This window comes from Enterobacter cloacae complex sp. Mu1197 (assembly GCF_040059225.1).
In the GTDB taxonomy this organism is placed as follows: Bacteria; Pseudomonadota; Gammaproteobacteria; order Enterobacterales; family Enterobacteriaceae; genus Enterobacter; species Enterobacter quasiroggenkampii.
Genome location: NZ_CP157375.1, coordinates 3,942,169 through 3,968,401, shown reverse-complemented (window position 1 = coordinate 3,968,401; position 26,233 = coordinate 3,942,169). Strand labels below are relative to the sequence as shown.

Below are 26,233 nucleotides of genomic sequence, written 5' to 3'. Positions count from 1 at the left end.
TTTTGTCTATTTTTTCTTCGGAAGCATTATGAGCGCAATTTCCCTGATCCAGCCGGATCGTGACCTCTTCTCCTGGCCCCAGTACTGGGCTGCCTGCTTTGGACCGGCGCCGTTCCTGCCGATGTCCCGGGAAGAGATGGACCAACTGGGCTGGGACAGCTGCGACATCATTCTGGTCACGGGCGATGCCTACGTTGACCACCCGAGCTTCGGCATGGCCATCTGTGGCCGTATGCTTGAAGCGCAGGGCTTCCGCGTGGGGATCATCTCCCAGCCTGACTGGAACAGCAAAGACGACTTTATGCGTCTGGGTAAACCCAACCTGTTCTTCGGCGTGACCGCAGGCAACATGGACTCGATGATCAACCGCTATACCGCCGACCGTAAGCTGCGTCATGACGACGCCTACACGCCGGATAACGTGGCGGGCAAACGTCCGGATCGCGCGACCCTCGTCTATACCCAGCGCTGCAAAGAAGCCTGGAAAGACGTGCCGGTGATCCTGGGCGGCATCGAGGCGAGCCTGCGCCGTACCGCGCACTACGATTACTGGTCTGATACCGTGCGCCGCTCGGTGCTGGTGGATTCCAAAGCCGACATGCTGATTTACGGAAACGGCGAGCGTCCGCTGGTGGAAGTGGCGCACCGTCTGTCGCAGGGCGAGCCGGTGAGCAGCATCCGCGACGTGCGCAATACCGCGCTCATGGTAAAAGAGGCGCTGCCGGGCTGGCGCGGCGTGGATTCCCGCATCATCGATATGCCGGGCAAAATCGACCCGATCCCACACCCGTATGGCGACGATCTGCCGTGTGCCGATAACAAACCGGTAGAGCCAAAGAAAGCGGAAGCGAAGGCTATCGTCGTGCAGCCGCCGCGCCCGAAGCCATGGGAAAAGACCTACGTGCTGCTGCCTTCCTATGAGAAGGTGAAAGCCGACAAGGTGCTTTACGCCCATGCGTCCCGTATTCTGCACCATGAAACCAACCCAGGCTGCGCCCGCGCGCTGATGCAGAAGCACGGCGAGCGCTTTATCTGGATCAACCCGCCGGCCATCCCGCTCTCCACCGAAGAGATGGACAGCGTCTTTGCGTTGCCGTACAAGCGCGTGCCGCACCCGGCGTACGGCAACGCCCGTATCCCGGCGTATGAGATGATCCGCTTCTCGATCAACATCATGCGCGGCTGCTTCGGCGGGTGCTCCTTCTGCTCCATTACCGAGCACGAGGGGCGCATCATTCAGAGTCGTTCGGAAGAGTCGATCATCAACGAGATCGAAGCCATTCGCGACACCGTACCGGGCTTTACCGGCGTGATTTCCGATCTTGGCGGTCCAACCGCGAACATGTATATGCTGCGCTGCAAGTCGCCGCGCGCGGAGCAAACCTGCCGCCGTCTCTCCTGCGTCTATCCGAGCATTTGCGAGCACATGGATACCAACCACGAGCCAACGATTAACCTCTACCGACGCGCGCGCGATCTGAAGGGCATCAAGAAGATCCTCATCGCGTCCGGGGTACGTTATGACATTGCCGTGGAAGATCCGCGCTACATCAAAGAGCTGGCGACGCACCACGTCGGCGGCTATCTGAAGATTGCGCCGGAGCATACCGAAGAAGGCCCGCTGTCGAAGATGATGAAGCCGGGCATGGGCAGCTACGACCGCTTTAAAGAGCTGTTCGACACCTACTCGAAGCAGGCGGGCAAAGAGCAGTATTTGATCCCGTACTTCATCTCAGCGCACCCGGGCACGCGTGATGAGGACATGGTCAACCTGGCGCTGTGGCTGAAGCAGCGCCGCTTCCGCCTGGATCAGGTGCAGAACTTCTATCCGTCACCGCTCGCCAACTCGACGACCATGTATTACACCGGCAAGAACCCGCTGAGTAAGATTGGCTATAAGAGTGAAGAGGTGGTGGTGCCGAAAGGGGACAAACAGCGTCGTCTGCACAAGGCGCTGCTGCGTTACCACGATCCGAAAAACTGGCCGCTGATCCGCCAGGCGCTGGAAGAGATGGGTAAAAAACACCTGATCGGCTCGCGCCGCGACTGCCTGGTACCGGCCCCGACGCTGGAGGAGATGCGCGAAGCGCGTCGCCAGAACCGCAATACGCGACCGGCGCTGACCAAGCACACGCCGATTATGCATCAGCGTTCGAACGGTAATCCGAGTGTGAAGAAGCCTGTGAAGCGCAAAGCGTAAATAAAAAACCCCGGCAAGCCGGGGTTTTTTATGTCGCCACGTAGGCCGGGTAAGGCGAGGCCGCCACCCGGCTTTTTTACGCGATTATCCGCCAAACTGATCCGGGTCTGGCCCAAGCCGCATGCCCTTATCCAGCTTCGCAATCTCGCCCAGCTCATCTTTGTCCAGCCGGAAATCCCAGACGTCGAAGTTCTCGGCGATGCGCGATGGCGTGACCGATTTCGGGATCACCACCAGGCCGTTGTCCAGATGCCAGCGAATGACGATTTGCGCCGGGCTTTTGCCGTATTTATCCGCCAGTTCGCGGATAATTTTTTGATCGAACACGCCCTGGCCACCCTGCGCCAGCGGACTCCAGGACTCGGTCTGGATTTTATGCGTGGCGTTCCAGGCATGAAGCTGCCGCTGCTGCAGCAGCGGGTGCAGCTCGATCTGGTTAATGACGGGCGCGACGCCCGTCTCGTCAATCAGCCGCTGCAGGTGATGAACCTGGAAGTTACAGACGCCGATACTTTTCACCAGCCCCTCTTTCTGCAGTTCAATCATCCCTTTCCAGGCATCAACGTAATGGTCGATGGCCGGAACCGGCCAGTGCATCAGATACAGGTCGACGAAATCGAGCTGGAGTTTCTCCAGGCTCTCCTGCAGGGCTTCGCGGGGACGCTTTTGATCGTCATTCCACAGTTTCGTGGTGATGAACAACTCATCGCGAGGGACACCGGCGCTGGCCAGTGCGGTACCTACGCCGTCCTCGTTTTTGTACGCGGCGGCGGTGTCAATCGACCGGTAGCCGACTTCCAGGGCTTTATGAATGGCGGAGACGACCTCGTCGTTACCGGCTTTCCATACACCTAGCCCCAACTGGGGCATCACGTTGCCGTCCTGCAGCTTGATTACGGTTTGGTTTGCCATTTTTCCTCCTTCAGGTGCGCATCGCCGGAGGAAGACTCCGGCGATGGGGTGTGCATTAAGTCTGGACGAAATGTCAAAAAACGAAAGTCGGGGGGACAAAAACGCTTAGCGTGCCGCCTCGTAAATACGACGGCTGACGTCCAGCGTGATGTCGCCGTGCTCGCCCAGATGGGTCATGCCGTGCTCTTCGAGTTTCGCCAGCAGGGCTGGGATGGAGCTACCGTCGAGGTCGTAGCCAGACAAACGCGTTGGCACGCCAAGACCTTCAAAGAAGCTGCGGGTTGCTTCGATGGCAGCATCAATGCGCGCGTCGTCAGAACCCTCGGTAATGTTCCACACGCGTTCCGCGTACTGCAGCAGCTTGGCGCGTTTGGTGTCGCGTTTTTCGTTCCACAGTGCAGGCAGCACAACGGCCAGCGTTTGCGCATGATCCAGACCGTGCATCGCCGTCAGCTCGTGGCCCAGCATGTGGGTCGCCCAGTCCTGCGGCACGCCAGCGCCGATCAGGCCATTCAGCGCCTGTGTAGCCGCCCACATCACGTTGGCGCGAACGTCGTAGTTTTCCGGCTCTTTCAGCGCTTTCGGACCCTCTTCGACGAGCGTCAGCAGAATGCCTTCCGCGAAGCGATCCTGAATTTTGGCATTCACCGGATACGTGACGTACTGCTCAACGGTATGTACAAAGGCATCGACCACGCCGTTCGCCACCTGACGCGCTGGCAGGGTGTAGGTGTAAACCGGATCCAGAATGGCGAACACAGGCTGAACGTGTTCGTTCATGAAGGCCTGCTTGTCACCGGTGGTTTTACGGGAGATCACCGCGCCCTTGTTGGATTCAGAACCCGTCGCTGGCAGGGTCAGCACGGATCCCATCGGGATGGCGCTTTTGATGTCGCTGCCGCGGGTTTCCAGAATGTGCCACGGATCGATGCCGTCAGCGTAGTGCGCCGCAGCGGCGATGAATTTGGTACCGTCCAGCACGGAGCCGCCGCCGACCGCCAGCAGGAAGGTGATGTTTTCTTCGCGGGCGATTTTTACCGCATTCATCAGCGTTTCGTAGGACGGGTTTGGCTCAATGCCGCCGAACTCACGCACGTCCAGACCGTCCAGCGCGCTGTAAACCTGATCCAGCACGCCGGTTTTTTTCACGCTGCCGCCACCGTAGGTGATCAGCACGCGGGCGTCAGCAGGGATCTGTGCGCGCAGGTCAGCGATAGCGTCTTTACCAAACAGAATGCGGGTTGGGGTGTGGAGATTAAAGTTGTTCATTGCTCGTTCCCTTTAGTGGGTGAAAAACCGTGGTGCGCAGAGGGCGACCTGATGCTGCTCATTGTGGCGATCCGGGGCTACGCCCTCAATGCACATTCCTGCCGATGTCTTGCCCATTTCTACAGAGCGCTGGAGAAAGCGCGGAAAACAACGCACACTGTCAACGTCGAAAACCGCACCCGGAGTAACGCAAGATGAACCGTGAGGCTATCTGCCAGCAGCTCACTGTGCAGATTAAGAGATTGATAGATAATGAAAATCGTGCCAGCGAGCTGCTGCCGGACATTCGCCTGCTCTATGGCACGCAGCCGGGGACGCGCACGCCGGTCATGTACCAGCCGGGCATCGTTTTTCTCTTCTCGGGCCATAAAATTGGCTATATCAACGAGCGCGTGTTCCGCTACGACACCAATGAATATCTGCTGCTGACGGTACCTTTACCCTTTGAATGTGAAACCTTCGCGACAGAGGCGGTTCCGCTGGCGGGTATTCGCGTCAATGTCGACATCCTTCAGCTGCAGGAGCTGCTGATGGAGATTGGCGAAGATGAACTCTTCCAGCCTTCGATGGCCTCAAGCGGGATTAACTCGGCGACGCTGTCGGAAGAGATCCTCTGCGCCATTGAGCGTCTGCTGGATGTGATGGAGAGGCCGCTGGACGCGCGCATTCTGGGCAAGCAGATCGTCCGCGAGATCCTCTACCACGTGCTGCTGGGCCCGGGCGGCGGCGCGTTACTCGCTCTGGTGAGCCGACAGACCCACTTCAGCCTGATAAGCCGCGTGCTCAAGCGTATCGAAAGCCAGTACACGGAGAACCTCAGCGTCGACCAGCTGGCGGCGGAAGCGAACATGAGCGTCTCGGCGTTTCACCATAACTTTAAATCGGTGACCAGCACCTCGCCGCTGCAGTACCTCAAAACCTACCGGCTGCATAAGGCGCGGATGCTGATGATCCACGACGGCATGAAGGCCAGCGCGGCGGCGATGCGGGTGGGCTATGAAAGTGCCTCGCAGTTCAGTCGGGAGTTTAAGCGCTATTTCGGCGTCACGCCGGGAGAGGATGCGTCACGTATTAGAACGATGCAGGGAGTCTGACGAAAAACGTAGGCCGGGTAAGCGATAGCGCCACCCGGCTTTGTTGAATTATGCGCTGCAGTACTTCTTCTTAATCACCACCGCGATGGTTCCCACCAGACCCGCCACCAGCAGGAACATCGGCAGCACCATCAGGAAGGTCATCACCTGATCTTCGTGGTGTTTCACGAAGGGGATCATATTCAGCGCGTAGCCGAGCGTTGTGACCACGCCAACCCACAGCAGGGCACTCAGCCAGTTGAAGAACTGGAAGCGGCGGTTCGACAGACCGGAAATGCCCGCCATCGTTGGCAGAAGGGTGCGAACGAACGCGAGGAAACGTCCGGCCAGCAGCGCCAGGAGGCCGTGCCGGTCAAACATGCAGGTCGCGCGTTGATGATATTTATGCGGCAGCTGCGCCAGCCAGCTTTTGACGACGCGCGTGTTCCCCAGCCAGCGGCCCTGCAGATAGCTCAGCCAGCAGCCCAGGCTGGCAGCGGAGGTCAGGATAACCATCGTTGGTGTGAAGTCCATGACGCCTTTACCGATTAACGCCCCGGCAAGTAAAAGCAGGCTGTCACCGGGTAAAAACGAGGCTGGCAGTAATCCATTTTCCAGAAACAGAGTTGCGAACATCACGAAATAGACGATACCGACGACGTGAGGATCCGCCAGCGCGGCAAAATCGTGGTGCCAGAGCGCCGCGATAATATCTTGAATAACAGCCATGGACTTTCCTGTGGAACAGCAGATATAGCGCTATTGTACTCCCTTATTCGCCCGTCGGGTTTGATCCCGGGCGCAACTCATGCAGACTTTTCCGCTTGCGGTGTCCACAAAAGCGTCCAGGGAGTACATTTTCAGCCAGCACTCTACACGATACGCTCGAACCCTGCTGCTAAATCCGCAATCAGATCGTCAACATTTTCTAAACCGATATGCAGTCGAATCAGGGTACCGCTGAAGTCCACGTCGCCACCGGGGCGCAGGGCCGCAATCTGTTCCGGCTGGTTAGCCAGGATCAGGGATTCAAAACCGCCCCACGAGTAGGCCATGCTGAAGAGGGTAAAATTATCCAGATAGCTGGCCAGCTCGTCATTATTCAGCCGTTTTTTCAGCACGAACGAGAACAACCCGCTGCTGCCTGTAAAGTCACGCTGCCAGAATTCATGGCCTTTACTGCCGGGTAGCGCGGGATGATTCACGCGCTCAACCTGCGGATGCTGCGCCAGCCATTCGGCCACCGTCAGACTGCTTTCATGGTGCTGACGCAGGCGAACGCCCAGCGTGCGAAGTCCGCGGCTGGTCATGTAGGCCGTGTCGGCATCCACCATCTGGCCCATCAGGTAGGCATTTTCACGCAGCTGATCCCAGCAGCGCGCGTTGGAGACCGCGGTGCCAATCATCCCGTCAGAGTGGCCAATCAGGTACTTCGTCGCCGCCTGAATCGAAATATCAATGTCGAAGTCCAGCGCTTTGAATAGCACGCCTGCCGCCCAGGTGTTGTCGATCATAACGATCGCCTCTGGCGCTTTACTGCGCGCGGCCTTCACGATAGCCGGCACGTCGTGGACCTCCATGGTGAGCGACCCCGGTGATTCCAGGAACACAATGCGCGTGTTTGGCTGAATAAGTTCGGCAATACCTTCACCAATCAGCGGGTCGAACCAGCCGGTCGTCACGCCGAGCTTGCTGAGGATTTTGGTACAGAAGTCCTGGCTGGGCTCGTAGGCGGTGTTGGTCATCAGGATGTGATCGCCCTGTTCCACAAACGCCAGAATGGTATTGGCGACCGCCGCCGCCCCGCACGGGAACAGCGCGCAGCCTGCGCCGCCTTCCAGCTCGCACATCGCTTCCTGCAGAGAAAAATGGGTTAGCGTGCCGCGACGGCCATAAAACAGCCCGCCTTTTGCGCGGTTGCGCGTGGCGATTTTTTTCTCCTCAACGGTGTCAAACACCAGCGAGGAGGCGCGTTGAATCACGCTGTTAACCGATCCCTGGGTATATTTTTTGCTGCGTCCTGCCTGTACCAGCGTGGTATCAAGATGCTTCGTTGTCATGTTCGCTAACCCTGTTTTTATACGTCTGGACGTCCAGACTACCACGATTGGAAAAAACTGCACCCGCAGGCTTATCGAATAAGCAGAAAATATTAGCAAAAAACCGCATAAGAAATTTTTACTGCGTAAGCGCAAGGAAAGTGAACGAAAATTGCGGCACTATGCAAATACTAATGAGAACTACTATCAATTCGACGACGTTTTGATATTATTACGTTCAGATTTTGTGATTTGCGTCCTGGAGATACAGAGTGGGTAATAATTTGATGCAGGCGGATCTCTCCGTTTGGGGCATGTATCAGCATGCTGACATCGTAGTTAAGATTGTGATGATCGGCCTGATTCTGGCGTCCGTTGTCACCTGGGCTATCTTCTTCAGCAAGAGCGCCGAGCTGCTTTCGCAGAAGCGTCGCCTCAAGCGGGAACAGCAACAACTGGCAGAAGCCCGCTCTCTGGATCAGGCTTCAGATATGACCTCATCCTTCCACGCGAAAAGCCTGACTACCCTGCTGGTGAATGAAGCACAGAACGAGCTGGAACTCTCCGCGGGCAGTGAAGATAACGAAGGCATCAAAGAACGTACCGGTTTCCGTCTGGAGCGTCGCGTGGCGGCCGTTGGCCGACACATGGGGCGCGGTAATGGTTATCTGGCGACGATCGGCGCGATCTCACCGTTTATCGGTCTGTTCGGTACGGTCTGGGGCATCATGAACAGCTTTATCGGTATCGCGCAGACTCAAACCACCAACCTGGCGGTTGTGGCCCCGGGTATCGCAGAAGCGCTGCTGGCGACGGCGATTGGTCTGGTCGCGGCGATTCCGGCGGTGGTTATCTACAACATCTTCGCGCGTATGATTGGCAGCTACAAAGCGACGCTCGGTGACGTTGCCGCGCAGGTACTGCTGCTGCAGAGTCGCGATCTCGACCTGAATGCCAGCGCCGTTAAGCCAGTGCACGCGGCGTCCAAACTGCGCGTGGGTTGATATTATGGCGATGCGTCTAAACGAAAATCTGGACGATAACGGCGAAATGCATGAGATCAACGTGACGCCGTTTATCGACGTCATGCTGGTTCTGCTGATTATCTTCATGGTGGCCGCGCCGCTGGCCACGGTCGACGTGAAGGTGAATCTTCCGGCCTCGTCCAGCCAGCCGCAGCCGCGTCCGGAAAAGCCTGTCTATCTGTCCGTGAAGGCCGATAAATCCATGTTCCTTGGCAATGACCCGGTAACGGCCGACTCTGTCATCCCGGCGCTGGATCAGCTTACCGGCGGTAAGAAAGACACTACGGTCTTCTTCCGTGCGGATAAAACCGTGGATTATGAAACCATGATGAAGGTAATGGACACGCTGCATCAGGCGGGTTACCTGAAGATTGGGCTGGTCGGCGAAGAGAAAGCGGCCAAAAAATAGAACGAAAGCTGGCGAAAGCCAGCTTTTTTGTTTTCTGCCACGCAACATCGTTATTATTTTCTGCTGTATATCCCCATTCTTCATATTTCTTTATCAATAAAGCCAACGTTAATAATGTGTTGATAGTTAAGTAAATATCAGTATTCGGCTGCGCCATTAAAATATATCTTTTGCTGAAATGGCGTCGTGGAATATCCCCACTACGCTTAAAAAAAGATAATAAAAACAGTCCTTCTTCGAAGGATCTTTTCACCTGCACAGCAAGAGACTCCCTATGGCTACGATGACATGGCTGTATCCGCACGCGCCTCAAAACGATCTGTTTTCGCTTTCTGCCATTCGACGACGCGCCGACAGGCTAATACTGGTGCTCATCTGGTCGCTGTGGGCCATCTCGCTGGGCGTGGGCTATATCAACGAAAACATCATACAGGGGGCGATTGTCGGCACCTCTCTGGCCTGTTTATCGACGCTGCTGACGATGGTGTTCCCCGGCGCGTTGTTACTCCGCCTGAGCTCTGCGTTTGTGCTGATGGCATTTTCCGCGCTGCTGATTCATCTGGGCGAAGGTGAAACCGAATACCATTTCTCGGTTTTCGTCCTGCTTTCCGCGCTCCTTGCCTGGCGAGACTGGCGCCCGCTGGTGATGGGGGCGGCGGTCATCGCATTACATCACCTGGTGTTCAACTATCTGCAGGAAAACGACCTGTACGGCGTCGTGGTGTTCATGCACACCGGCTTTCATATGGTGGTTTTCCACGGGCTGTTTGTGGTGGTCCAGACCGCGATCCTGGTTCTGCTGGCGATTCGTATGGAGCAGGACGCCCGCTCGGCGAGCGAGGTGGCAAGGCTGGCGGGGGTGATCAACCGCGAACCGGGGTACCTCACGCTGGCCGTCGATGCGGCACCCGCAGAGTCTCCCTTTGCCCGCACGTTCAGCCTGACGCTGGGCACCATGCGCGCCACGCTTGAGCAGGTCAGCGCCAATATTGGGCAACTGCTGGAGGCATCCCGCGCGTTAGGACAACGCAACAGCGCGCTGTCGGAACGTACCGATCACCAGGCAAGTTCGCTGGCGACGGCGGCCAGTGCGATGGAACAACTGAGGGCTGTCGCCACCCTGACCAGTGAAAAAGCCCGCCAGGTTCGGGAGGTGGCATTCAGTACCAGTAACGTGGCGGAGCAGGGAGGCCATAACGTTCGGCAGGCGATTGCGGCGATGGAGCACATTCGCGAGGAGTCGCAGCGCATTTACGCCATTCTGGAGCTGATCGACGGGATTGCGTTCCAGACCAATATCCTGTCGCTCAACGCCTCGGTCGAGGCTGCCAGAGCGGGGGAACATGGCAAAGGCTTCGCGGTAGTTGCCTCGGAGGTGCGCGTGCTGGCCCAGCGCAGCGAGGGGGCTGCAAAAGACATTCGCCAGCTGCTGACCGCATCGCAGGCAACCACGCTGCAGGGCGTCGAGCAGGTTGAGCAGGCCGGTATGACAATGAAGTCGATCATTGAGAGCATTGAAGGGCTCCGCTCTCTGCTGGAGGAGCTGTCGCAGATGAGCGAGCAGCAGCGGGTGAGCATTGCGCAGATGAACGACAGTATTGCCAGCATCGATGCCAGCGTGCAGGAGAACGTGCGTCACGTAGCGCAAACGCTGCAGGTGGCTGAAGCGCAGCGGCAGCAGACGGGGCAGTTAAAAGAGGCGATTGCCGTATTCAGATTTAATTAGCGTTGCGGTTCGGAAGGGGCGCTGGCGCCAGACGCCAGTGCGTCCTCATCAAGCGCAACGCAGGTGACGTTTGAGGTGCGGTACTCACCGTCTGACAGTTTGCGCGTCAGGCGCAGAGTGGCGATTTCTCTGGCAAGCAGATACTGGTAATTGGCCTCGAGGCGACCCAGAAGCTTCTCTTTCAGCTCTGGCCGCTGTTCCATGATGGCGTTCATCACGGCACCGTAAATTTCTTCTTTGACCTGTAGCGGATAAATTTCACGGCGATTCTGCCATTTCAGCCGCACCAGCGTTGCCGGGATCGATACCAGGTCCTGGGTAATACGCGTCATCTCGTCATTTTTTGTGTTTCGCAGCGCATCGAGATTTTGCTTTAAGATAAATTCATCACTTTTCTTATCATCTAAAGTCAAATAAACGTCGTTGTTTTTAACTTCCTTCACGTTAATCCTCCCCCAGGCTATAAAAAATTGGGTTGTTTTTTTCGCGCGTAATTAAGTTAAGCCAAATTTCATTGCCCGCTTCGTTAATTTCTTTGGTTTTTTCGGCCAATATTTGACTTAGTTTCTGGGCATCTATTTCTCCTTCGGCCTGCAGATCGTTCAGCAGGTGGACGAAGGCTTCAATTTTTATGGCGCGAAATAAGCGGTCTTTAATATGGCGATCGTGCTCTTCCAGCAACATATTACGGGATTTGCCGGTGCGGGAAACACCAATTAATATATCAGGCTCGAAATCAGAGAGCTTTCTTTTCCCCTGAGTGAAACTGACCTCTTTTTCTGCTTCCGTCGGTTGCTGTTCCACAGGCGTAATGTGGTACTTAGCCGGGACGAGATAGTCGGGCAGCATTTTTAATTTCCTTTAATTTCAACAGGGTGGGGTTGGTAAAGGCGTGAGATTCGTTGACAATATCATGAGGCAAATTTAAAATCAAAAAAAATGGAGCCTACCCATGAACAGCATCTTTTTTACGGTCATCACATTACTATTACTGACCGCTGGTGTGCTTTTATTGATGCAGGAGTTCAATAAAACGAAAGTGTCGAAAGACGCCAGTGAACCGCCGCAGCCGGAACTCATGACAAAAGAGGAAGGAGAAGACCATTTCTCTGTATTGATGAACTCCGTTACGCCTGTCTGGTACTGGCGGGTGAACCATGAATATATCGACTTTTTACACGCGACAATTAAACGCATGAAAATGTCGGAAATTAATGACACGCCAGGACTGTTTGAGGCACAGCGTCGCTGTAGCGACCTGAATTCAGCCGTGTATAAATATTATGACAATATCAAAAAACGCTGCCTTAACGGCGAGAAGGTCTCTTATTCCGATCTGGACGTATTAAATTTGCGTCAGTGTTTTCGTGAGTTCAGCCTGGAAGCCTACCCGGAGCTGGTGGTGCTGGTCTGGCCGGAGTATGCCCGTCCGGAAGTTAACCCCGACAACGTCTGAGTCACCAGACTGGTGAGTTATTGCAAACAGTCAGCGCCATTGGGATATACTGGGCGCTGGTTTCTTTTGCAAACAGGACTTTATGGAACGCTTTTTTGAAAACGCCATGTACGCCTCTCGCTGGATACTGGCCCCCGTCTATTTTGGCCTTTCGCTGGCGCTTATCGCGCTGACGATTAAGTTCTTTCAGGAAATCCTGCACGTTCTGCCGAACATTTTTTCTATTGCCGAGGCGGATTTGATTCTGGTTCTGCTGTCGCTGGTAGATATGACCCTGGTGGGCGGACTGCTGGTGATGGTGATGTTTTCCGGCTACGAGAATTTTGTCTCCCAGCTGGATATCGACGAGCGTAAAGAGAAGCTCAGCTGGTTGGGCAAAATGGATGCCTCGTCGCTGAAGAATAAAGTGGCCGCGTCTATTGTGGCGATCTCTTCTATCCACCTGTTACGCGTGTTTATGGACGCGAAGAACGTGCCGGATAACAAACTGATGTGGTATGTCATTATCCATCTGACGTTTGTGCTGTCTGCGTTTGTGATGGGGTATCTGGATAAGATTAGTAAGAAGTAAAATACACCCTAACCCTCTCCCCAAAGGGGAGAGGGGACTGCTCTGTGCGGCCTTATTTATCCGACGACGCCTGCCACAGATTCAACTCTCCATCCGCGACATGCTGGTCAATCCGCTTGAGTTCGTCCTCGGTAAAGTGCAGGTTATCCAGCGCCCGAACGTTCTCCTCAATCTGTTCCGGGCGGCTTGCGCCAATCAGCACTGACGTCACGCGCGCGTCTTTCAGCAACCAGCTCAACGCCATCTGCGCCATGGTCTGACCCCGCGCCTGCGCCATCTCACTCAGCAAACGCAGGCTGTTCAGGTTGGCTTCGGTCAGCATTTTTTCGTTCAGACCGCGGACTTTCTTGCCTTCACGCTGCATGCGTGAATCTTCAGGAATACCGTTCAGGTATTTTCCGGTCAGCAGCCCCTGCGCCAGCGGGGTAAAGGCGATACACCCGGTCCCGTTTGCTGCCAGCGCATCCAGCAAACCGGTCTTATCGACCCAGCGGTTGAGCAGGTTATAGGACGGCTGGTGGATCAGCAGGGGGATCTTCCACTCGCGCAGCAGTTCGGCCATTTTTTGCGTGCGCCCGGTTGAGTAGGAGGAAATGCCCACATACAGCGCTTTCCCACTCTGCACCGCCTGTGCCAGCGCAGAGGCTGTCTCTTCCATCGGCGTGTTTTCATCCACGCGGTGGGAATAGAAAATATCCACGTATTCGACGCCCAGGCGCTTCAGGCTCTGATCGAGGCTGGCGAGCAGATATTTGCGTGACCCGCCCGAACCATATGGCCCCGGCCACATGTCGTAACCGGCCTTGGTGGAGATAACCAGCTCGTCGCGGTACGCGGCAAAGTCCTCCCGCAGCAGGCGGCCGAAATTCTCTTCCGCGCTGCCCGCCGGAGGTCCGTAGTTATTGGCCAGATCGAAATGGGTGATGCCGAGGTTGAAGGCTTTGCGCAGCAGCGCCCGCTGGGTTTCAAGAGGCTGGACGTGACCGAAGCTGTGCCACAGTCCCAGCGACAGCGCGGGCAGGCGCAGGCCGCTCTTGCCACAGTGGCGGTACTGCATATTCTCGTAGCGGTCAGGGGCAGGGTACCAGGACATGATGTCTCCTTTTCTTATCGATAATTTTTTGAAACGTCGTTTTCATTCTGTCCTTATCAAAACACAAATCCCGGGGAGAAGCGATGGCAGAACTCCCTGCCAGCAATTTTCCCCGGGATGCGTCAGACATTGAGCCCTGCACTGCCCGGTACACGCAGGTCACCGGGCAATCAGACGACTATCAGAAGCTATAGCTCATCCCCGCCTGTACGCTGGCATCGTTATCCACATCACCAGTACCGACATAGACGCCAGTGGTCAGGGTGAAGTTATGGGCGATGGTGGCGTTGATGCCTGCCCCAAAGATGCCCATGGTGTTGTTGTGACCGGCGGTATTGTGATAATCCGCCGCCTGAATGTCGGTGTTATCGCTGAACTCTTTCTGGAAGCGCGCGTCGATCCACGGCATCACCTTCACGTTTTTGTTCAAATCGCGAAGGGTGGTGGTGAGCCTCACGCCCGCGCCGCCGTTCCAGGAAGAGACCTGGCTGTCGGCAAAGGTGACTGCGCTGTCAGAGAAGCCGTTCGCTTTGGTTTGATCCCAGCCAAGAGTGGCGTAGGGTTGCAGCAGCGTTTCGCCTGGCAGCAACACGTTCACCCCGGTGCGGGCCTGCGCCAGATACAGACTGCCATCGGTAGAGCCGTGCAGCGCTTCCGTCATGCCGCTGGTATCGCCCGTCACGTTGTTGGCAGACAACGAGTAACGCATATCGCCGTAGCTGAAGCTGCCGTCAGCAAACAGACCCCAGGTTCGGCCGTTCAGCGCCTGCTGCCAGCCGCCATACAGGCTGTAGTAGTTACCGTAAACGCTGTCTTTGAAGCTATCCGCGCCGTCGCTGGTGTCCTGCACGCGGCTGCGCGTCCATGCCAGCGCGATACCGCCGGTGACGCTGTCGCCGTTGTCCAGATGCGCCGTCCAGTCTACGCCGCCCTGCGCACCCTGAGTGATGCTTTTATAGTCGACGTCGTTGCTGAAATTACCGTTCTGATAAAGGAAATCGCCCCAGACCTGCGCACCGTCCTGCTGTTCTCCCAGCAGGTTTGCCAGATGCACCTGGTTCATGTGGTTGCTGATGTCATCTGCTACCTGATGCCCGGCCTGTTCCGCTGCATCCAGGCCGGCTACCAGCCCCTGAACGTCGCTCGCAAGGTTGCCCTTCTGGCTGTTAAATTCAATATTCCAGCTCTGGCTATTATCTGCAGTCAGCTGAGCCTGAGGCACGCTGTCGGCTGCAACAATATTCAGACTGTTGTTGTAGTTATATGCGCCGCTACGGTTCTCCACGGTCTGGTCGCCGTTGGTAAACGTGGCTGCTGCATAATTCTGCGGCGCACTGCTGCCCGACGTGGTGAAGGTCCCCAGGACTATCCCCTGCTGATTTTGCGCTGACGGCGTAATGCTGTTCACCACCACGGCGTTATTTGCGCCGGTAATATTACCGAAATTCACGTAGCTGTCGGTGCTCATGGTAACCAGCGCATTGCTGCCGGTGGTGCTGGCAATCAGGGTTGAACCGTTTTGCAAACTCCAGTTGGTTGCATCGTTAATTTTATCAATGGCAATGCTGTTATCGCTGGTGGTATTTACCGTTTCAAACTGGCTTATTTGTCCGGATATGGAGCTGCCCGCATCCATTGACAGAGTATCGCTGCCGTCACCACCGTTAACATTGCCATTGACATGTGAATCATTGGTCAGCACGACCGTATCATCACCTGCACCCGTTGTAATATCACCGTTGACGGTTGCGTTGTTCTGCAGCGTAATTGTGCTATTGCCCGTATTCTGGCTGGTATTTATCTCGCCATTCACGGTGCTGTTATCCACCAGAACGGAATTTGCGGAGTTACCATCGACGGTCACATTGCCATTTACCACGCTGTTATTGGTCAGTGAAATCAGCGTGGTGCCGTTTTCGTTAAAGGCCCCAATGTCGCCGGTGACCGTGCTGTTATTCAGCGCCAGCGAATCAGCCTTCGTTCCGTACATCGCGATGGCGACATCGCCAAAAGCATCCAGGTTGATGTCGCTGAAGGGCTTGTATTCGCTCAGTTTTACCGCCAGCGTGTCGATGTTCTGCGCGATTTCGCTCTGCGAGGCATCCACGGAAGCGTTAGTCAGCGTAATATTGGTATCAGATTTATCGCTACCCGCGTAAATACCACCTTTATCCATCGTGCTGTTGCTGATGGCAATATTTTGTGCACCGGCTCCGGCACTGAGAATACTGCCGTGCAGCATGCTGCCGTCCTCAACGTTGACGGTGTGGTAACCTTTATCCATGGGGTCGAGGTAAATGGCGGAACCCATCATATAGGCTTTCTTGCCCTCGTAGCTTCCGGCGTCATTTTCGCCATTCAGCGTGGCGTCATCGATGGTTACCGTCGTATTGGTGGTCGCACCGGTATTGCCCACTTCGATCATATCGACGGTGGCGCCGTTATTCACCGTAATATTAGCCGTCCCCCCGTTGCTGCCCTGAATATAATGGCCGGACATGTCGGTACCAGAAACGGTTAATGATTGGGTATCCCCTGATTCACGGCTTCCATCCATAAAGATATTATTTGCGTTGGCGTCGGCCATAATGGCATTAGTCACGCCGGGATCTTCATAGAAACTATTATCTTTATATTTCGATAAGCCGCAGGTCTGCGACGTCACGCCAGGCTGGCAGGGCGTAGCGGGAGTGACGGCAGCCTGGGCACCAAATGACGTTAAAGCCACTAAGACACATTGCGAAAGCAACGTACGATTCATTAATTTGCGCATTTTAAGTTCTCTGGATGAGTCGAAAATTGTCCGGCTCTTTTTAATTGAATTTATTTAAAATAAGAACTTTCTTAGCGGCTAAGGATGTAATGAAATCTGAAGATATATATCGAGCAATAATTGACGTTTAAATAATTAAATCTAATTAATAAATTTGAATTAATTCATGTGCTAAATATTTTTGAATGATTTGCATACAAATTAAAGGGTTTCTTGACCGGTCGTGCGGTTCTTTGACCTTCTTATTCACCGGGATATTAACCCTTTCGGATCATGAGGTTAATTAACTGTTTGCCTGTTTTACATTTTGACGGCTGCTGAAATATGAAAACACGTATTGTGCAGTTAGATTTACCCCGCAGCGATTATCCTTCTCCGGCGAACGGCAGGGTAGTGAAGATTTTTATAAAATTACGCGCGAAATAGTATAACTTCGCCAGTTTCTGCCGATAACGAGGGTAAGACTCGCCTCTGGGCGAATTCACCCTCACGGCAAGGAAGACTTATGAATATGCTCCGTAATTTCACGATCCGTTTCGTCATGCTGACGATTCTCGGGATCTTTTGTGTAATGTGGGCGGGTGTTGGCTTATACAGCACCTGGTCCCTGTCTCGCGTTTCAGATGGCAACGAGGTGGACCGCCAACTGGTCAAGCAGATGACGGTGCTCAGCCAGGGCAACGATCAGTATTTCCGCTTTGTGACCCGTCTGAGCCGCGCAATGGAAGTCAAAGCCGCAGGCGGCACGCCGGATCTGGCCTCTGCCCAGCAGGCGCTGGATAACATGGGCAAGAAGCTGGCTGAGATGAAAGCCATTTCTCCAGGCCCAATGGATGAGCAGGTCTCTTCACGGGTGATCGGTGCCTGGCAGGCGCTGCTCGAACAGGGCGTGACGCCGCAAATGCAGCAGGCGAAACAGGGCGCGCTGGACGGCTATCGTCAGCAGGCCAACAACGTCACCCCACCGCTGAGCCGCGCGTTCGGTGCGGCGGCTGAAGAGTTCAACAATGCTGCCGCGAAGTCGCTCGACAGTACCCGCGTGGTGGTGGACGGCCTGACCAGCATGACCCGCACGGTGATTATCATCGCCACGATCGTCGGCCTGCTGATCCTGCTCTTCACCGACCGTTACCTGGTGGCGATGCTGGTTAAACCGCTGGATCGCATTCGCCAGCAGTTCCGCCAGATTGCCCAGGGCGATCTCAGCCAGCCCATCGAGCCGTTCGGCCGCAACTGCGTGGGCCAACTGGTGCCGCTGCTGAGCGCCATGCAGGACAGCCTGCGCGAAGCGGTCAGCACGATCCGCTCCGGCAGTGAAAATATCTGGCGCGGCGCGACGGAGATTTCCAGCGGTAACAACGATCTCTCCTCCCGTACCGAAGAGCAGGCGGCGGCGCTGGAAGAGACGGCTGCCAGCATGGAGCAGCTGACCGCCACGGTGAAGCTGAACGCGGAGAGTGCGCGCCAGGCAAGCCAGCTGGCCGATGTGGCCTCAACCACCGCCAGCCGCGGTGGCTCGCTGGTGGAAGAGGTGGTGACCACCATGAGCGGTATTTCGGAAAGCTCGAAGAAAATTGCTGAAATCACCAACGTCATTAACAGCATTGCCTTCCAGACCAATATTCTGGCACTCAATGCGGCGGTTGAAGCCGCGCGTGCGGGTGAACAGGGCCGAGGCTTTGCCGTCGTCGCAGGCGAAGTTCGCAACCTGGCAAGCCGCAGCGCCAACGCGGCAAAAGAGATTGAAGGGCTGATTACCGACTCCGTGTCCCGCGTCGAGCAGGGGGCGAAGCTGGTGGGCGATACCGGCACCACCATGGATGCGATTTTGCGGGACGTGACGGAAGTGACGACCATTATGAAGCAAATAGCCTCGGCCTCAGAGGAGCAGAGTAAGGGCATTTCACAGGTCGGAATTGCCATTACCCAGATGGACGGTGTTACCCAGCAAAACGCCTCGCTGGTGGAGGAGGTTTCCGCGGCGGCGGCGGCGCTGGAGCGTCAGACCGAAGATCTTCAGCGCTCGGTGCAGAAGTTCCGCCTGACGGCATAACGTTCTCAATAAGGCTGCTGATTGCAGCCTTTCAATTTTATGTTGTACTAAGTAATTGAAATCATAGGCTTCCTTTATAAATCAGTGAACTCTGTATCGGAAAGAGACGGAAGCGCGTGAATTGAAAGCAAAATCCCATTTTTCATTTCAATATACCCTTTTTTCCGCATGAGCGATAAATGCTTCATTATTCCGCTTCGCGAGAGATGCGTTCGCTGCTGTATGTAGTCATGTACGCTTGTATTGAGGCGAATACTCTCGTGTTCGTCTATGAGTTCTCTAAGCTGGTGGCAGATAATGGATGGGGAATCACGAACTGTTAACATGGCATTTTTACGAAACAGCAGCGAGGAAATGTACATAGTGACATCCAACATAGGTTCCCAAAGCTGCTGCTGGCGAATAATGTTATAAAATTGCTCGCAGGGAATGACTTCAAAAGAAACGTCAGTAATAGCTTCAATATGGATTTGGTCGCCAATTCCCAGATATAAATTAAACCCAAATATTAGCGGTGCATTGATGTTACCAACGATCAGATTGTTATCTGAACGCCGAACGATCGCCGTACCGCTGTGGATCATAAAACAACTCTGTACAGGACCATCGTTAAGTGAAACCAGTGCACCCTTACCGATTTCCACGATACGGGAGGGAACAGATAATTGGTTTAGCAGCAGAACGAGGCTGTCATCAGGCTTCTGCTGCACGGGTGAATTAATCATGGCATGGCCCCGATAACAAACGATACTCAAATCATAAAGCTGCCTCTCCTTGATAGACAAGGAAAGAAAATTCCATTCCTGGATTGTGACTAATACTTTTCAGGTAATTTATTGATTGCTATCAGGACGCCTCGTTGTACATCAATGTGTCCACCCTGTTTGAGATCGCTTAGCATTTTCATGATCCCACTGCGGGAAAGCAGAGTCTTCTCCTGGATGTAATCACAGGCGTTCGTTGTTAAACGCAACTCGTCATTCTCGTTCATCAACGCGATCAGACTATTGCAAACTTGTTCGTAGGTTGGCACGCCGGATATCGTAAAGTTGAGTTCGAGAAATTTTTGCGCATTAAACATATAGATGTTCGCCAGGTTCTCCCAGAGGTTTTCTGTGCGTATCGCATCCGCAAAATCCGTACGTTTTAGTAATTCATACCGGATACCGCCTCGTGCCTGGATATAGATGTCACTGTTTGTTGAGCTAAGCAAATTGAGGCCGAATACCAAAGGGGCTTTAATGTTCGACAAAAGCATGTTATCCCTTCCCCGGTAGAGTGCCGCAATACCTTCGTGCAGAATAAAACTCATGGGTTCAGCATACTGATTTAAAGAGATAATCTGTCGTATACGTCCGCTCTGGATCCGGGATGGTTGGGATACTGCATTGATAAGAAAGAGAATATGCTCTTCAGGTTTCATAGTGAGTACCGTAAGTTAATGAATCCAGTAGTTCTAAGTCTAAAATCAAATCTTAGTATGGACAATAATTTATCATTTGGGTTGAAGAAATATAAAAGCAAATAAAATATAAAACAGGATCCAGTTTTGTACTTAATGGAAATTGCATTTAGAGCGTAGTGTTTTAACTTGCAAGAGGAACAAATCACTTTTATCAAAACTTTTTATGCCAACAGCTAATCAAACCCGAACCGTTGTTCTGTCTGAAACCAGACAGTTGTTTCGTCACGTCATTAAAAATCATTTTGAGGAGAGCGGTTACACCGTTGAGTGTGCTACCGGGCACTTCCTCACTGAAATGACATGCCATCCTTATAAGGATATCCCATTGATTGTTTTGGGTGTTGCCGGTTCAGGATGGGAAGTCAGAAATACGTTACGTTTGATCCACTATTTCTCAACGCGTGGCTATGAGGTTGCGGTTTGGGTGCCTGAAGATGATAGATTGATTCTCCGGTTAATGCTTGGACTGGGGGCATTTCATGTCCTGGCAGAAGAGCGTTTAACAGAGGAGTTACCAAAGCTATCGCTTAATCACTCATTTCTGACGCCAGTTGCTCAACACCTTCCAGGGAAAGAACTTATAAAAACACTTTCCCCAAGCGAACTCGATATCTTACTGGATGCCTCGCGGGGTATGAAATCAAAGGAAATCGCGACATTACGTCACATTAGTTACAAAACTGTTTCTACCCACAAGCGAAATGCTTGCCAAAGACTTGGGCTGGAAAACAGCGCTGAATGGTTTGAGCTATTGGCAAGCATTGACAAAATCTATACGCGACACATGTAAGGGAAGGTCATGTTTATTTTTAACCTGCGGTCAGGAGTATGTAATCAAACGTATCTGCACGGGATAACCTTAAGCCTGAACGAGATGCTAACGCATAACCCGGACTGGAGTTACCGTCTGCTTTGTCACGGTAACCCCACACATGAGAAACCCCATCTCACCGTGCTGGATTTTACGTCATGTACATCGCTGGAGCAGATGAGGCCTGATGAGTATGAGCTACTGACAAATGAAAATGGTCATCGACTCTTACTGCTTGTTCATGCCGATCAGGGAAAGGTTATAGGTCCATTGATCCGTGACTACACATGCTCTCTACTCAACATCCATGAGCACATTTTTCAGGCGCGTGACATTGTTGAAGCGAGTCTGTGTAAGCGCCGCTATATCAGCCCGTCTATTGAGCAGTCTCGTCAACGTCTGCCATCTATAGCAGAACACATCCCCTTCACCAACGCTGAAACAAAAGTCCTGGAGCACATGAAGAAAGGTAAAAATGGGGTCCAGATTGCAAAACTTCTTTTTAGAAGCCAGAAAACGATCAGTTCACATAAACGTAATATTATGAAGAAATTAGACGTAAAGGATGATTTTCATTTAAAAGTGAAAATATTGCAGTGCCATATTTGAAGAATAACGGCATTCTTTATTTGTTAAGCGCCTCTCAATGATGAAAGAATATTAATAGATCTAAAAATGGAGAATGATGTGTTTCCATATTTTTAGGACCATTGATAAAGTTGCTCTCAGAAACATTAGTGCAGTGATATTAATGTTCTCTCGAATTTGAATTCACTCATCAATATATTTGAAAGGCAAAGAAATGAAAAAAAATGTAGTTGCAATGATCGTAACTGCCGTGCTGGCCAGCGCAGCTATGGGTTCCGCTGTGGCGCAGGATGTGACTGTTAACGGTGGCACCATTTATTTCAAAGGTACTGTGGTTGACGCGGCATGTTCCGTCGTTACCGGCAATGATGGTGACGGCCAGACCGTAACCCTCGACCAGGTTCGTACTGTTAAACTGGCTGAAGCGGGTGCATATGCTAACCAGAAGCAAGATTTCCATATCGATCTGAAAGATTGTGACCCAACTGTCAGCCAGAACGCGGCGGTGATTTTCAATGCTCAGGAAGACGGTGATGTGACAGGGGCGATGGCAAACACCGCCGGTGCGGGTAGCGCGACCAATGTGGCTCTGCAGCTGTTTGGGCCTGATGGTAAAGCTCTTGCAATTGGTGACGAATCTTCCCCTGTCACCATTGATGCCTCAACGGTACGTATCCCGCTGTCTGTCGACTATGTTGCGACAGCAGGTGCGGCAACCCCTGGTGACGTAGCTGCAACCGCAACCTTTAAAATTCATTACTCCTGATGAATACCGTTTCCCCTCTGCGGAGGGGAAACGTCCTCCGTTATCTTTTTCCTCAGGGAACAGGAACCGATAACAATGCTGTTAAATAATAAAATTAAAGCACTTATTTTTGGTCTTATTTGCACACCTGTTATTAGCCAGGCTGCTAACGTCACGATAAATGGTGGAGAGGTAAAATTTCGAGGCCTTGTCGTTGCGGCGCCGTGCAGTGTGAAAGCCGATGACATTAATAAAACAGTCGAAATGGGGCAGGTTCGCACCAATAATTTCCCGACAAAGGGGACATGGTACGACCCGGTGGCATTTCAGATCCACCTTGAGGATTGCGATACTACGGTGCTGAACACCGTCGCGGTACGGTTTGATGGCATCAGCGATGCTAACGATCCTCAGGTTTTTCAATCAGGAGAGGGCGCAGGTGCTGCGCAGGGTATCGGGCTAGGCATATTTGATTTTACCGGTCGGCTCCTGGTACCCAATACACAACCGAAAAACTATTTTCCGTTAACGGACGGAGAAACGGTTTTACACTTTTCGGCCAAATATCGCTCCACGCTTAATCACGTTCAGTCTGGTGATGCATCGAGTACGGTTTGGTTCAAGATGATTTATCAATAGCAAAGGGATATTCCCGGAGCTATTAACTTCTGGATATCTTTTATGACTATTGTAATAAATAACACAAAACGCACGTTTATTTCTGGTCTGGTTTCTGCTGCTTTATTTTGTGGTCTTATCTCCTCTGCAAATGCCGGTGGCGTTGCGCTGGGTGCAACACGCCTGATTTATCCGCAAGGTGAAAAACAGGTCTCGTTGCCGATCACAAATAGCGATACCAAGGATGTATTTTTGATCCAGAACTGGGTATCGGACGCTGAAGGAAAGAAAATTAATGATTTTGTTATCACTCCTCCTTTATTCGTTATTCAGCCGAAGAAAGAAAACATCCTGCGAATAATGTATGTGGGGCAGGATAACTTACCGCAAGATCGGGAAACGGTTTTCTATCTTAACAGCAAAGCCATTCCTTCCTCTGATAAAAGCAAGCAGGGCGGTAGTTCGCTACAAATTGCGACTCAGAGCGTGATTAAGCTGTTTGTGCGCCCGAAAAAACTGCCAACGCCTGCGATTGATGCACCAAAAACCCTGCGTTGCCAGGTGTCTGGTAGCAACCTGACCGTGACCAATCCTTCACCGTATTACGTCACGCTGGTTCAGCTACACGTTGGTGGAAAAAAACTGGAAAACGACATGGTACCGCCAAAAGGTAACAAAGTGATCAACACCCAGGGCGCCAGCGGTGTTGTTACGTTCCAGACCATGAATGACTATGGCGCAATGACCGACAAGCAGAGTTGTGGCAGCTAATTACACACAGGTTTTATAAATTATGTACGGGTTAACAATGCAACGTTTCAAATATAAGCCACTTGCTGTAGTCGTATTTTCAATGTTGACGGTGCCTGCCGTTCATGCAGACAACTATTTTAACCCGTCATTTTTATCTGATGATCCTTCTGCCGTAGCGGATCTTTCTAAATTTGAAAAGAACGGAGGGCAGATACCGGGCACATACCGTGTTGATATTTATCTCAACGACCAGTTTGTGGCTACGAAAGATGTCAAATTTATCGCGCCAGAAAATAAAGCTAATAGCGGTTTGCAACCCTGTCTGACGCAAAAGAACCTGGTAGCGCTGGGAATTAACGTTCAGGCGATTCAGTCGCTGGTAAAAAATCCCCCCGCTGAAGATACCTGTCTGGATTTGGCTGCGTTGGTAGCCGATGCCAGCACTACGCTCGATTTTGAACAGCAGCGTCTGAACATCAGCGTCCCGCAGGCGATGATGAACAATAGTGCGCGCGGGTATATCCCACCGGAACAGTGGGACCAGGGGATCTCAGCGCTGCTGCTGAACTATAACTTTACTGGCTCTAACAGCAGCGGCAGTGATAGCAGCGCCACGAATAACTACTTCTTAAACCTGAGTAGCGGCCTTAACTACGGGGCATGGCGCCTTCGCGATGTGTCGACCTGGAACTATACCAGCGGCGATGGTGACAGCCAGAACGACTGGCAGCACGTCAGCACCTATGCCGAGCGCACGATCATTCCGCTGAAAGGTGAATTGATCACAGGTGAAAGCAGCACGCCGAATGACGTGTTTGACAGCCTGAGCTTCCGCGGCGTGCAGTTGATGTCGGATGACAACATGTTGCCGGACAGCCTGAAAGGGTTCGCGCCGACCATTCGTGGAATTGCGAAAAGCAACGCGAAGGTCACCATTAAGCAGAACGGTTACGTGATCGACCAGCGTTATGTTTCACCTGGCGCGTTTGAGATTAACGATCTCTTCCCAACCTCCTCCAGTGGCGACCTGGAAGTGACCGTGACGGAGACGGACGGCAGCGCACAGCGTTTTACCGTACCGTATTCATCCGTGCCGATTTTGCAGCGTGAAGGGCGTCTCAAATATGCCTTTACCGGGGGAAAATTCCGTACCAGTAATGACGACCAGGAAGAGGTTGGTTTTGGTCAGGGCACGCTGATTTATGGCTTGTCGCATGGGATGACGGTCTACGGTGGAACGCAGGTTAGCAGTGACTATCAGGCCTACGCATTGGGTCTGGGATTCAACCTTGGACAACTGGGCGCCATCTCATTGGATGCGACGCAAGCCAGCAGTATTTTACCGGACGACAGCCATCACCAGGGGCAGTCCTATCGCTTCCTGTATGCCAAGTCGCTGAACCAGTTGGGGACCAACTTCCAGCTGGTGGGTTATCGCTATTCCACCTCAGGGTTTTATACCCTGGATCAGACCACCTATAAGGGGATGGAAGGGAACAGTGTGAAGTATCAGGACGGTACGCGAGAGGATGAGCCGGACTGGACGGATTATTACAATCTCTACTACGCCAAAAAGGGCAAGTTGCAGGTCAACGTTTCGCAGCAGATCGGCAAAATTGGCTCGTTGTTTGTGACGGGCACACAGCAGAGTTACTGGCACACGGATGATACCGACACCACGCTGCAAACCGGTTTTAACACCACGCTGTATGACGTGAATTACAGCCTGAGCTACAGCTTTAACAAGGCGGCAGGCGGTTATGACGACGACCACATGTTTTCGCTTAATGTCTCATTGCCGATTGGTAAATGGCTTTCAACGCGTACCGATGATCTGCAGAAACATAACGACGCTTACGCAACCTATAACGTCAATACTGACAACCACGGCAACACCAGCCAGACGGCAGGGTTAACGGGGACGTTGCTGGAGGCCAATAACCTCAACTACAGCGTGCAGGAAGGTTACGCCAACAAGGGGAACGGCAACAGCGGCAGCGCCAGCCTGAATTATCAGGGCACCTACGGGAATGCCAACGTTGGTTACAACTACAGCGGTAACGGCGGTTATCAGCAGGTGAACTATGGCCTGAACGGTGGTGTGGTCGTACATGAAAACGGTGTGACGCTGAGTCAGCCGCTGGGCGATACCAACGTGTTGATTGCTGCGCCGGGCGCTGATGGCGTTAGCGTAGAAAACGGTACCGGTGTGAAAACGGACTGGCGCGGCTATGCGGTGCTGCCGTACTCCACAACCTATCGTACCAACCGTATTGCGCTGGACACTAACACGCTGGGGAACAACGTTGATATTGATGACGCCGTAGTGGATGTGGTGCCGACACAGGGCGCACTGGTTCGCGCGAAGTTTAAGGCTAACGTCGGCGTGCGTGCATTGTTGACGCTGGTGAAAGGGGGCAAGCCGGTGCCGTTTGGCGCCACGGTTTCCCGCGAAGATGCGGAAAACGTGGGGATGGTGGGTGATGATGGGCAGGTGTATTTCGCGGGATTGCCCTTAAAAGGAACAATTAAAGCCGTCTGGGGAAATGAACCAGACCAGCAATGTACCGTGAATTATACGCTGCCGGACGATAGCCTGAATAAGGCGATTGTGAAGGCGAAAGTAATTTGTCAATAGTTTAATTTCTTTGGGG

24 protein-coding genes are annotated in these 26,233 nt (G+C 53.2%); 14 read left to right on the top strand and 10 right to left on the bottom strand.

Annotated elements, in window-relative coordinates:
• The first annotated feature begins 28 nt into the window (after window positions 1–28).
• A complete protein-coding gene (locus ABFV38_RS18580; protein ID WP_348957759.1) occupies window positions 29–2,200 on the top strand; it encodes a YgiQ family radical SAM protein in 2,172 nt (723 codons plus the stop codon).
• Between the two features lie 84 nt (window positions 2,201–2,284).
• Here ABFV38_RS18580 and dkgA read toward each other — a convergent pair whose 3' ends face one another.
• Together dkgA and yqhD are read right to left on the bottom strand one after the other, a co-directional pair.
• Window positions 2,285–3,112, bottom strand: coding sequence for a 2,5-didehydrogluconate reductase DkgA (gene dkgA, locus ABFV38_RS18575; RefSeq protein WP_048029017.1), 828 nt, complete (start codon window positions 3,110–3,112; stop codon window positions 2,285–2,287).
• A gap of 105 nt (window positions 3,113–3,217) precedes the next feature.
• The gene (gene yqhD, locus ABFV38_RS18570; RefSeq protein ID WP_348957757.1) at window positions 3,218–4,381 is read right to left on the bottom strand and encodes an alcohol dehydrogenase; all 1,164 of its coding nucleotides are present in this window, start codon (window positions 4,379–4,381) and stop codon (window positions 3,218–3,220) included.
• A 194-nt stretch (window positions 4,382–4,575) separates the two neighbouring features.
• On the opposite strand from yqhD, the gene ABFV38_RS18565 reads away from it, so the two are divergent.
• Window positions 4,576–5,475, top strand: a complete 900-nt coding sequence (locus tag ABFV38_RS18565; RefSeq protein WP_045909966.1) for an AraC family transcriptional regulator — start codon at window positions 4,576–4,578, stop codon at window positions 5,473–5,475.
• A 48-nt stretch (window positions 5,476–5,523) separates the two neighbouring features.
• On the opposite strand, the gene yghB is transcribed toward ABFV38_RS18565, so the two are convergent.
• Window positions 5,524–6,183, bottom strand: a complete 660-nt coding sequence (gene yghB / locus ABFV38_RS18560) for a DedA family general envelope maintenance protein YghB (protein WP_024906512.1) — start codon at window positions 6,181–6,183, stop codon at window positions 5,524–5,526.
• A gap of 143 nt (window positions 6,184–6,326) precedes the next feature.
• Window positions 6,327–7,514: a cystathionine beta-lyase gene (gene metC, locus ABFV38_RS18555; RefSeq protein ID WP_348957755.1), complete on the bottom strand. Its 1,188-nt coding sequence runs from the start codon at window positions 7,512–7,514 to the stop codon at window positions 6,327–6,329.
• A gap of 251 nt (window positions 7,515–7,765) precedes the next feature.
• Between metC and exbB the strand changes: the two genes are divergently transcribed.
• The 3 genes from exbB to ABFV38_RS18540 all read left to right on the top strand — a co-directional run bounded on the left by exbB (window position 7,766) and on the right by ABFV38_RS18540 (window position 10,653).
• Entirely contained in the window at window positions 7,766–8,497 is a 732-nt protein-coding gene (gene exbB / locus ABFV38_RS18550; RefSeq protein WP_021242115.1) for a tol-pal system-associated acyl-CoA thioesterase, read from the top strand.
• 4 nt (window positions 8,498–8,501) lie between these two features.
• Complete coding sequence (gene exbD, locus ABFV38_RS18545; RefSeq protein WP_045909964.1) at window positions 8,502–8,927, top strand: TonB system transport protein ExbD; 426 nt, start codon at window positions 8,502–8,504, stop codon at window positions 8,925–8,927.
• A gap of 274 nt (window positions 8,928–9,201) precedes the next feature.
• A complete protein-coding gene (locus ABFV38_RS18540) occupies window positions 9,202–10,653 on the top strand; it encodes a methyl-accepting chemotaxis protein (protein ID WP_348957753.1) in 1,452 nt (483 codons plus the stop codon).
• Here ABFV38_RS18540 and ABFV38_RS18535 read toward each other — a convergent pair.
• A complete protein-coding gene (locus tag ABFV38_RS18535; protein WP_045909962.1) occupies window positions 10,650–11,096 on the bottom strand; it encodes a hypothetical protein in 447 nt (148 codons plus the stop codon). The two genes, ABFV38_RS18540 and ABFV38_RS18535, sit on opposite strands and share 4 nt — an antisense overlap.
• Before the next feature lies 1 nt (window position 11,097).
• The gene (locus tag ABFV38_RS18530; protein WP_008499807.1) at window positions 11,098–11,502 is read right to left on the bottom strand and encodes a hypothetical protein; all 405 of its coding nucleotides are present in this window, start codon (window positions 11,500–11,502) and stop codon (window positions 11,098–11,100) included.
• Between the two features lie 103 nt (window positions 11,503–11,605).
• Between ABFV38_RS18530 and ABFV38_RS18525 the strand changes: the two genes are divergently transcribed.
• Both ABFV38_RS18525 and ABFV38_RS18520 read left to right on the top strand, forming a co-directional pair.
• Entirely contained in the window at window positions 11,606–12,109 is a 504-nt protein-coding gene (locus tag ABFV38_RS18525) for a hypothetical protein (RefSeq protein ID WP_045909961.1), read from the top strand.
• An 82-nt stretch (window positions 12,110–12,191) separates the two neighbouring features.
• The gene (locus ABFV38_RS18520; RefSeq protein WP_008499805.1) at window positions 12,192–12,680 is read left to right on the top strand and encodes a TIGR00645 family protein; all 489 of its coding nucleotides are present in this window, start codon (window positions 12,192–12,194) and stop codon (window positions 12,678–12,680) included.
• Between the two features lie 52 nt (window positions 12,681–12,732).
• On the opposite strand, the gene ABFV38_RS18515 is transcribed toward ABFV38_RS18520, so the two are convergent.
• Together ABFV38_RS18515 and ABFV38_RS18510 are read right to left on the bottom strand one after the other, a co-directional pair.
• The gene (locus tag ABFV38_RS18515; RefSeq protein WP_348957752.1) at window positions 12,733–13,773 is read right to left on the bottom strand and encodes an aldo/keto reductase; all 1,041 of its coding nucleotides are present in this window, start codon (window positions 13,771–13,773) and stop codon (window positions 12,733–12,735) included.
• A gap of 181 nt (window positions 13,774–13,954) precedes the next feature.
• Window positions 13,955–16,501 (bottom strand): autotransporter domain-containing protein, encoded by a 2,547-nt coding sequence (locus tag ABFV38_RS18510; RefSeq protein ID WP_348957750.1) that lies wholly within the window; start codon window positions 16,499–16,501, stop codon window positions 13,955–13,957.
• Window positions 16,502–17,051: 550 nt separating this feature from the next.
• Here ABFV38_RS18510 and ABFV38_RS18505 point away from each other — a divergent pair.
• On the top strand, window positions 17,052–18,599 hold the full coding sequence (locus ABFV38_RS18505) for a methyl-accepting chemotaxis protein (RefSeq protein WP_348957748.1): 1,548 nt from the start codon (window positions 17,052–17,054) through the stop codon (window positions 18,597–18,599).
• Window positions 18,600–18,673: 74 nt separating this feature from the next.
• Here the strand turns inward: ABFV38_RS18505 and ABFV38_RS18500 are convergent, their stop codons facing one another.
• Window positions 18,674–19,324, bottom strand: coding sequence for a helix-turn-helix domain-containing protein (locus ABFV38_RS18500; protein ID WP_348957747.1), 651 nt, complete (start codon window positions 19,322–19,324; stop codon window positions 18,674–18,676).
• An 89-nt stretch (window positions 19,325–19,413) separates the two neighbouring features.
• The gene (locus ABFV38_RS18495) at window positions 19,414–20,022 is read right to left on the bottom strand and encodes a helix-turn-helix domain-containing protein (protein ID WP_348957746.1); all 609 of its coding nucleotides are present in this window, start codon (window positions 20,020–20,022) and stop codon (window positions 19,414–19,416) included.
• Window positions 20,023–20,227: 205 nt separating this feature from the next.
• Between ABFV38_RS18495 and ABFV38_RS18490 the strand changes: the two genes are divergently transcribed.
• The 6 genes from ABFV38_RS18490 (at window position 20,228) to ABFV38_RS18465 (ending at window position 26,217) form a co-directional block, all read left to right on the top strand.
• Window positions 20,228–20,854: a helix-turn-helix transcriptional regulator gene (locus ABFV38_RS18490; RefSeq protein ID WP_348957745.1), complete on the top strand. Its 627-nt coding sequence runs from the start codon at window positions 20,228–20,230 to the stop codon at window positions 20,852–20,854.
• 9 nt (window positions 20,855–20,863) lie between these two features.
• Entirely contained in the window at window positions 20,864–21,484 is a 621-nt protein-coding gene (locus ABFV38_RS18485; RefSeq protein ID WP_348957744.1) for a LuxR C-terminal-related transcriptional regulator, read from the top strand.
• Between the two features lie 193 nt (window positions 21,485–21,677).
• Complete coding sequence (locus ABFV38_RS18480) at window positions 21,678–22,229, top strand: fimbrial protein (protein WP_348957743.1); 552 nt, start codon at window positions 21,678–21,680, stop codon at window positions 22,227–22,229.
• 75 nt (window positions 22,230–22,304) lie between these two features.
• A complete protein-coding gene (locus ABFV38_RS18475) occupies window positions 22,305–22,847 on the top strand; it encodes a fimbrial protein (RefSeq protein WP_348957741.1) in 543 nt (180 codons plus the stop codon).
• 42 nt (window positions 22,848–22,889) lie between these two features.
• Window positions 22,890–23,597 (top strand): fimbria/pilus periplasmic chaperone, encoded by a 708-nt coding sequence (locus ABFV38_RS18470; RefSeq protein ID WP_348957740.1) that lies wholly within the window; start codon window positions 22,890–22,892, stop codon window positions 23,595–23,597.
• Window positions 23,598–23,619: 22 nt separating this feature from the next.
• A complete protein-coding gene (locus ABFV38_RS18465) occupies window positions 23,620–26,217 on the top strand; it encodes a fimbrial biogenesis usher protein (protein WP_348957739.1) in 2,598 nt (865 codons plus the stop codon).
• Window positions 26,218–26,233: the final 16 nt, after the last annotated feature.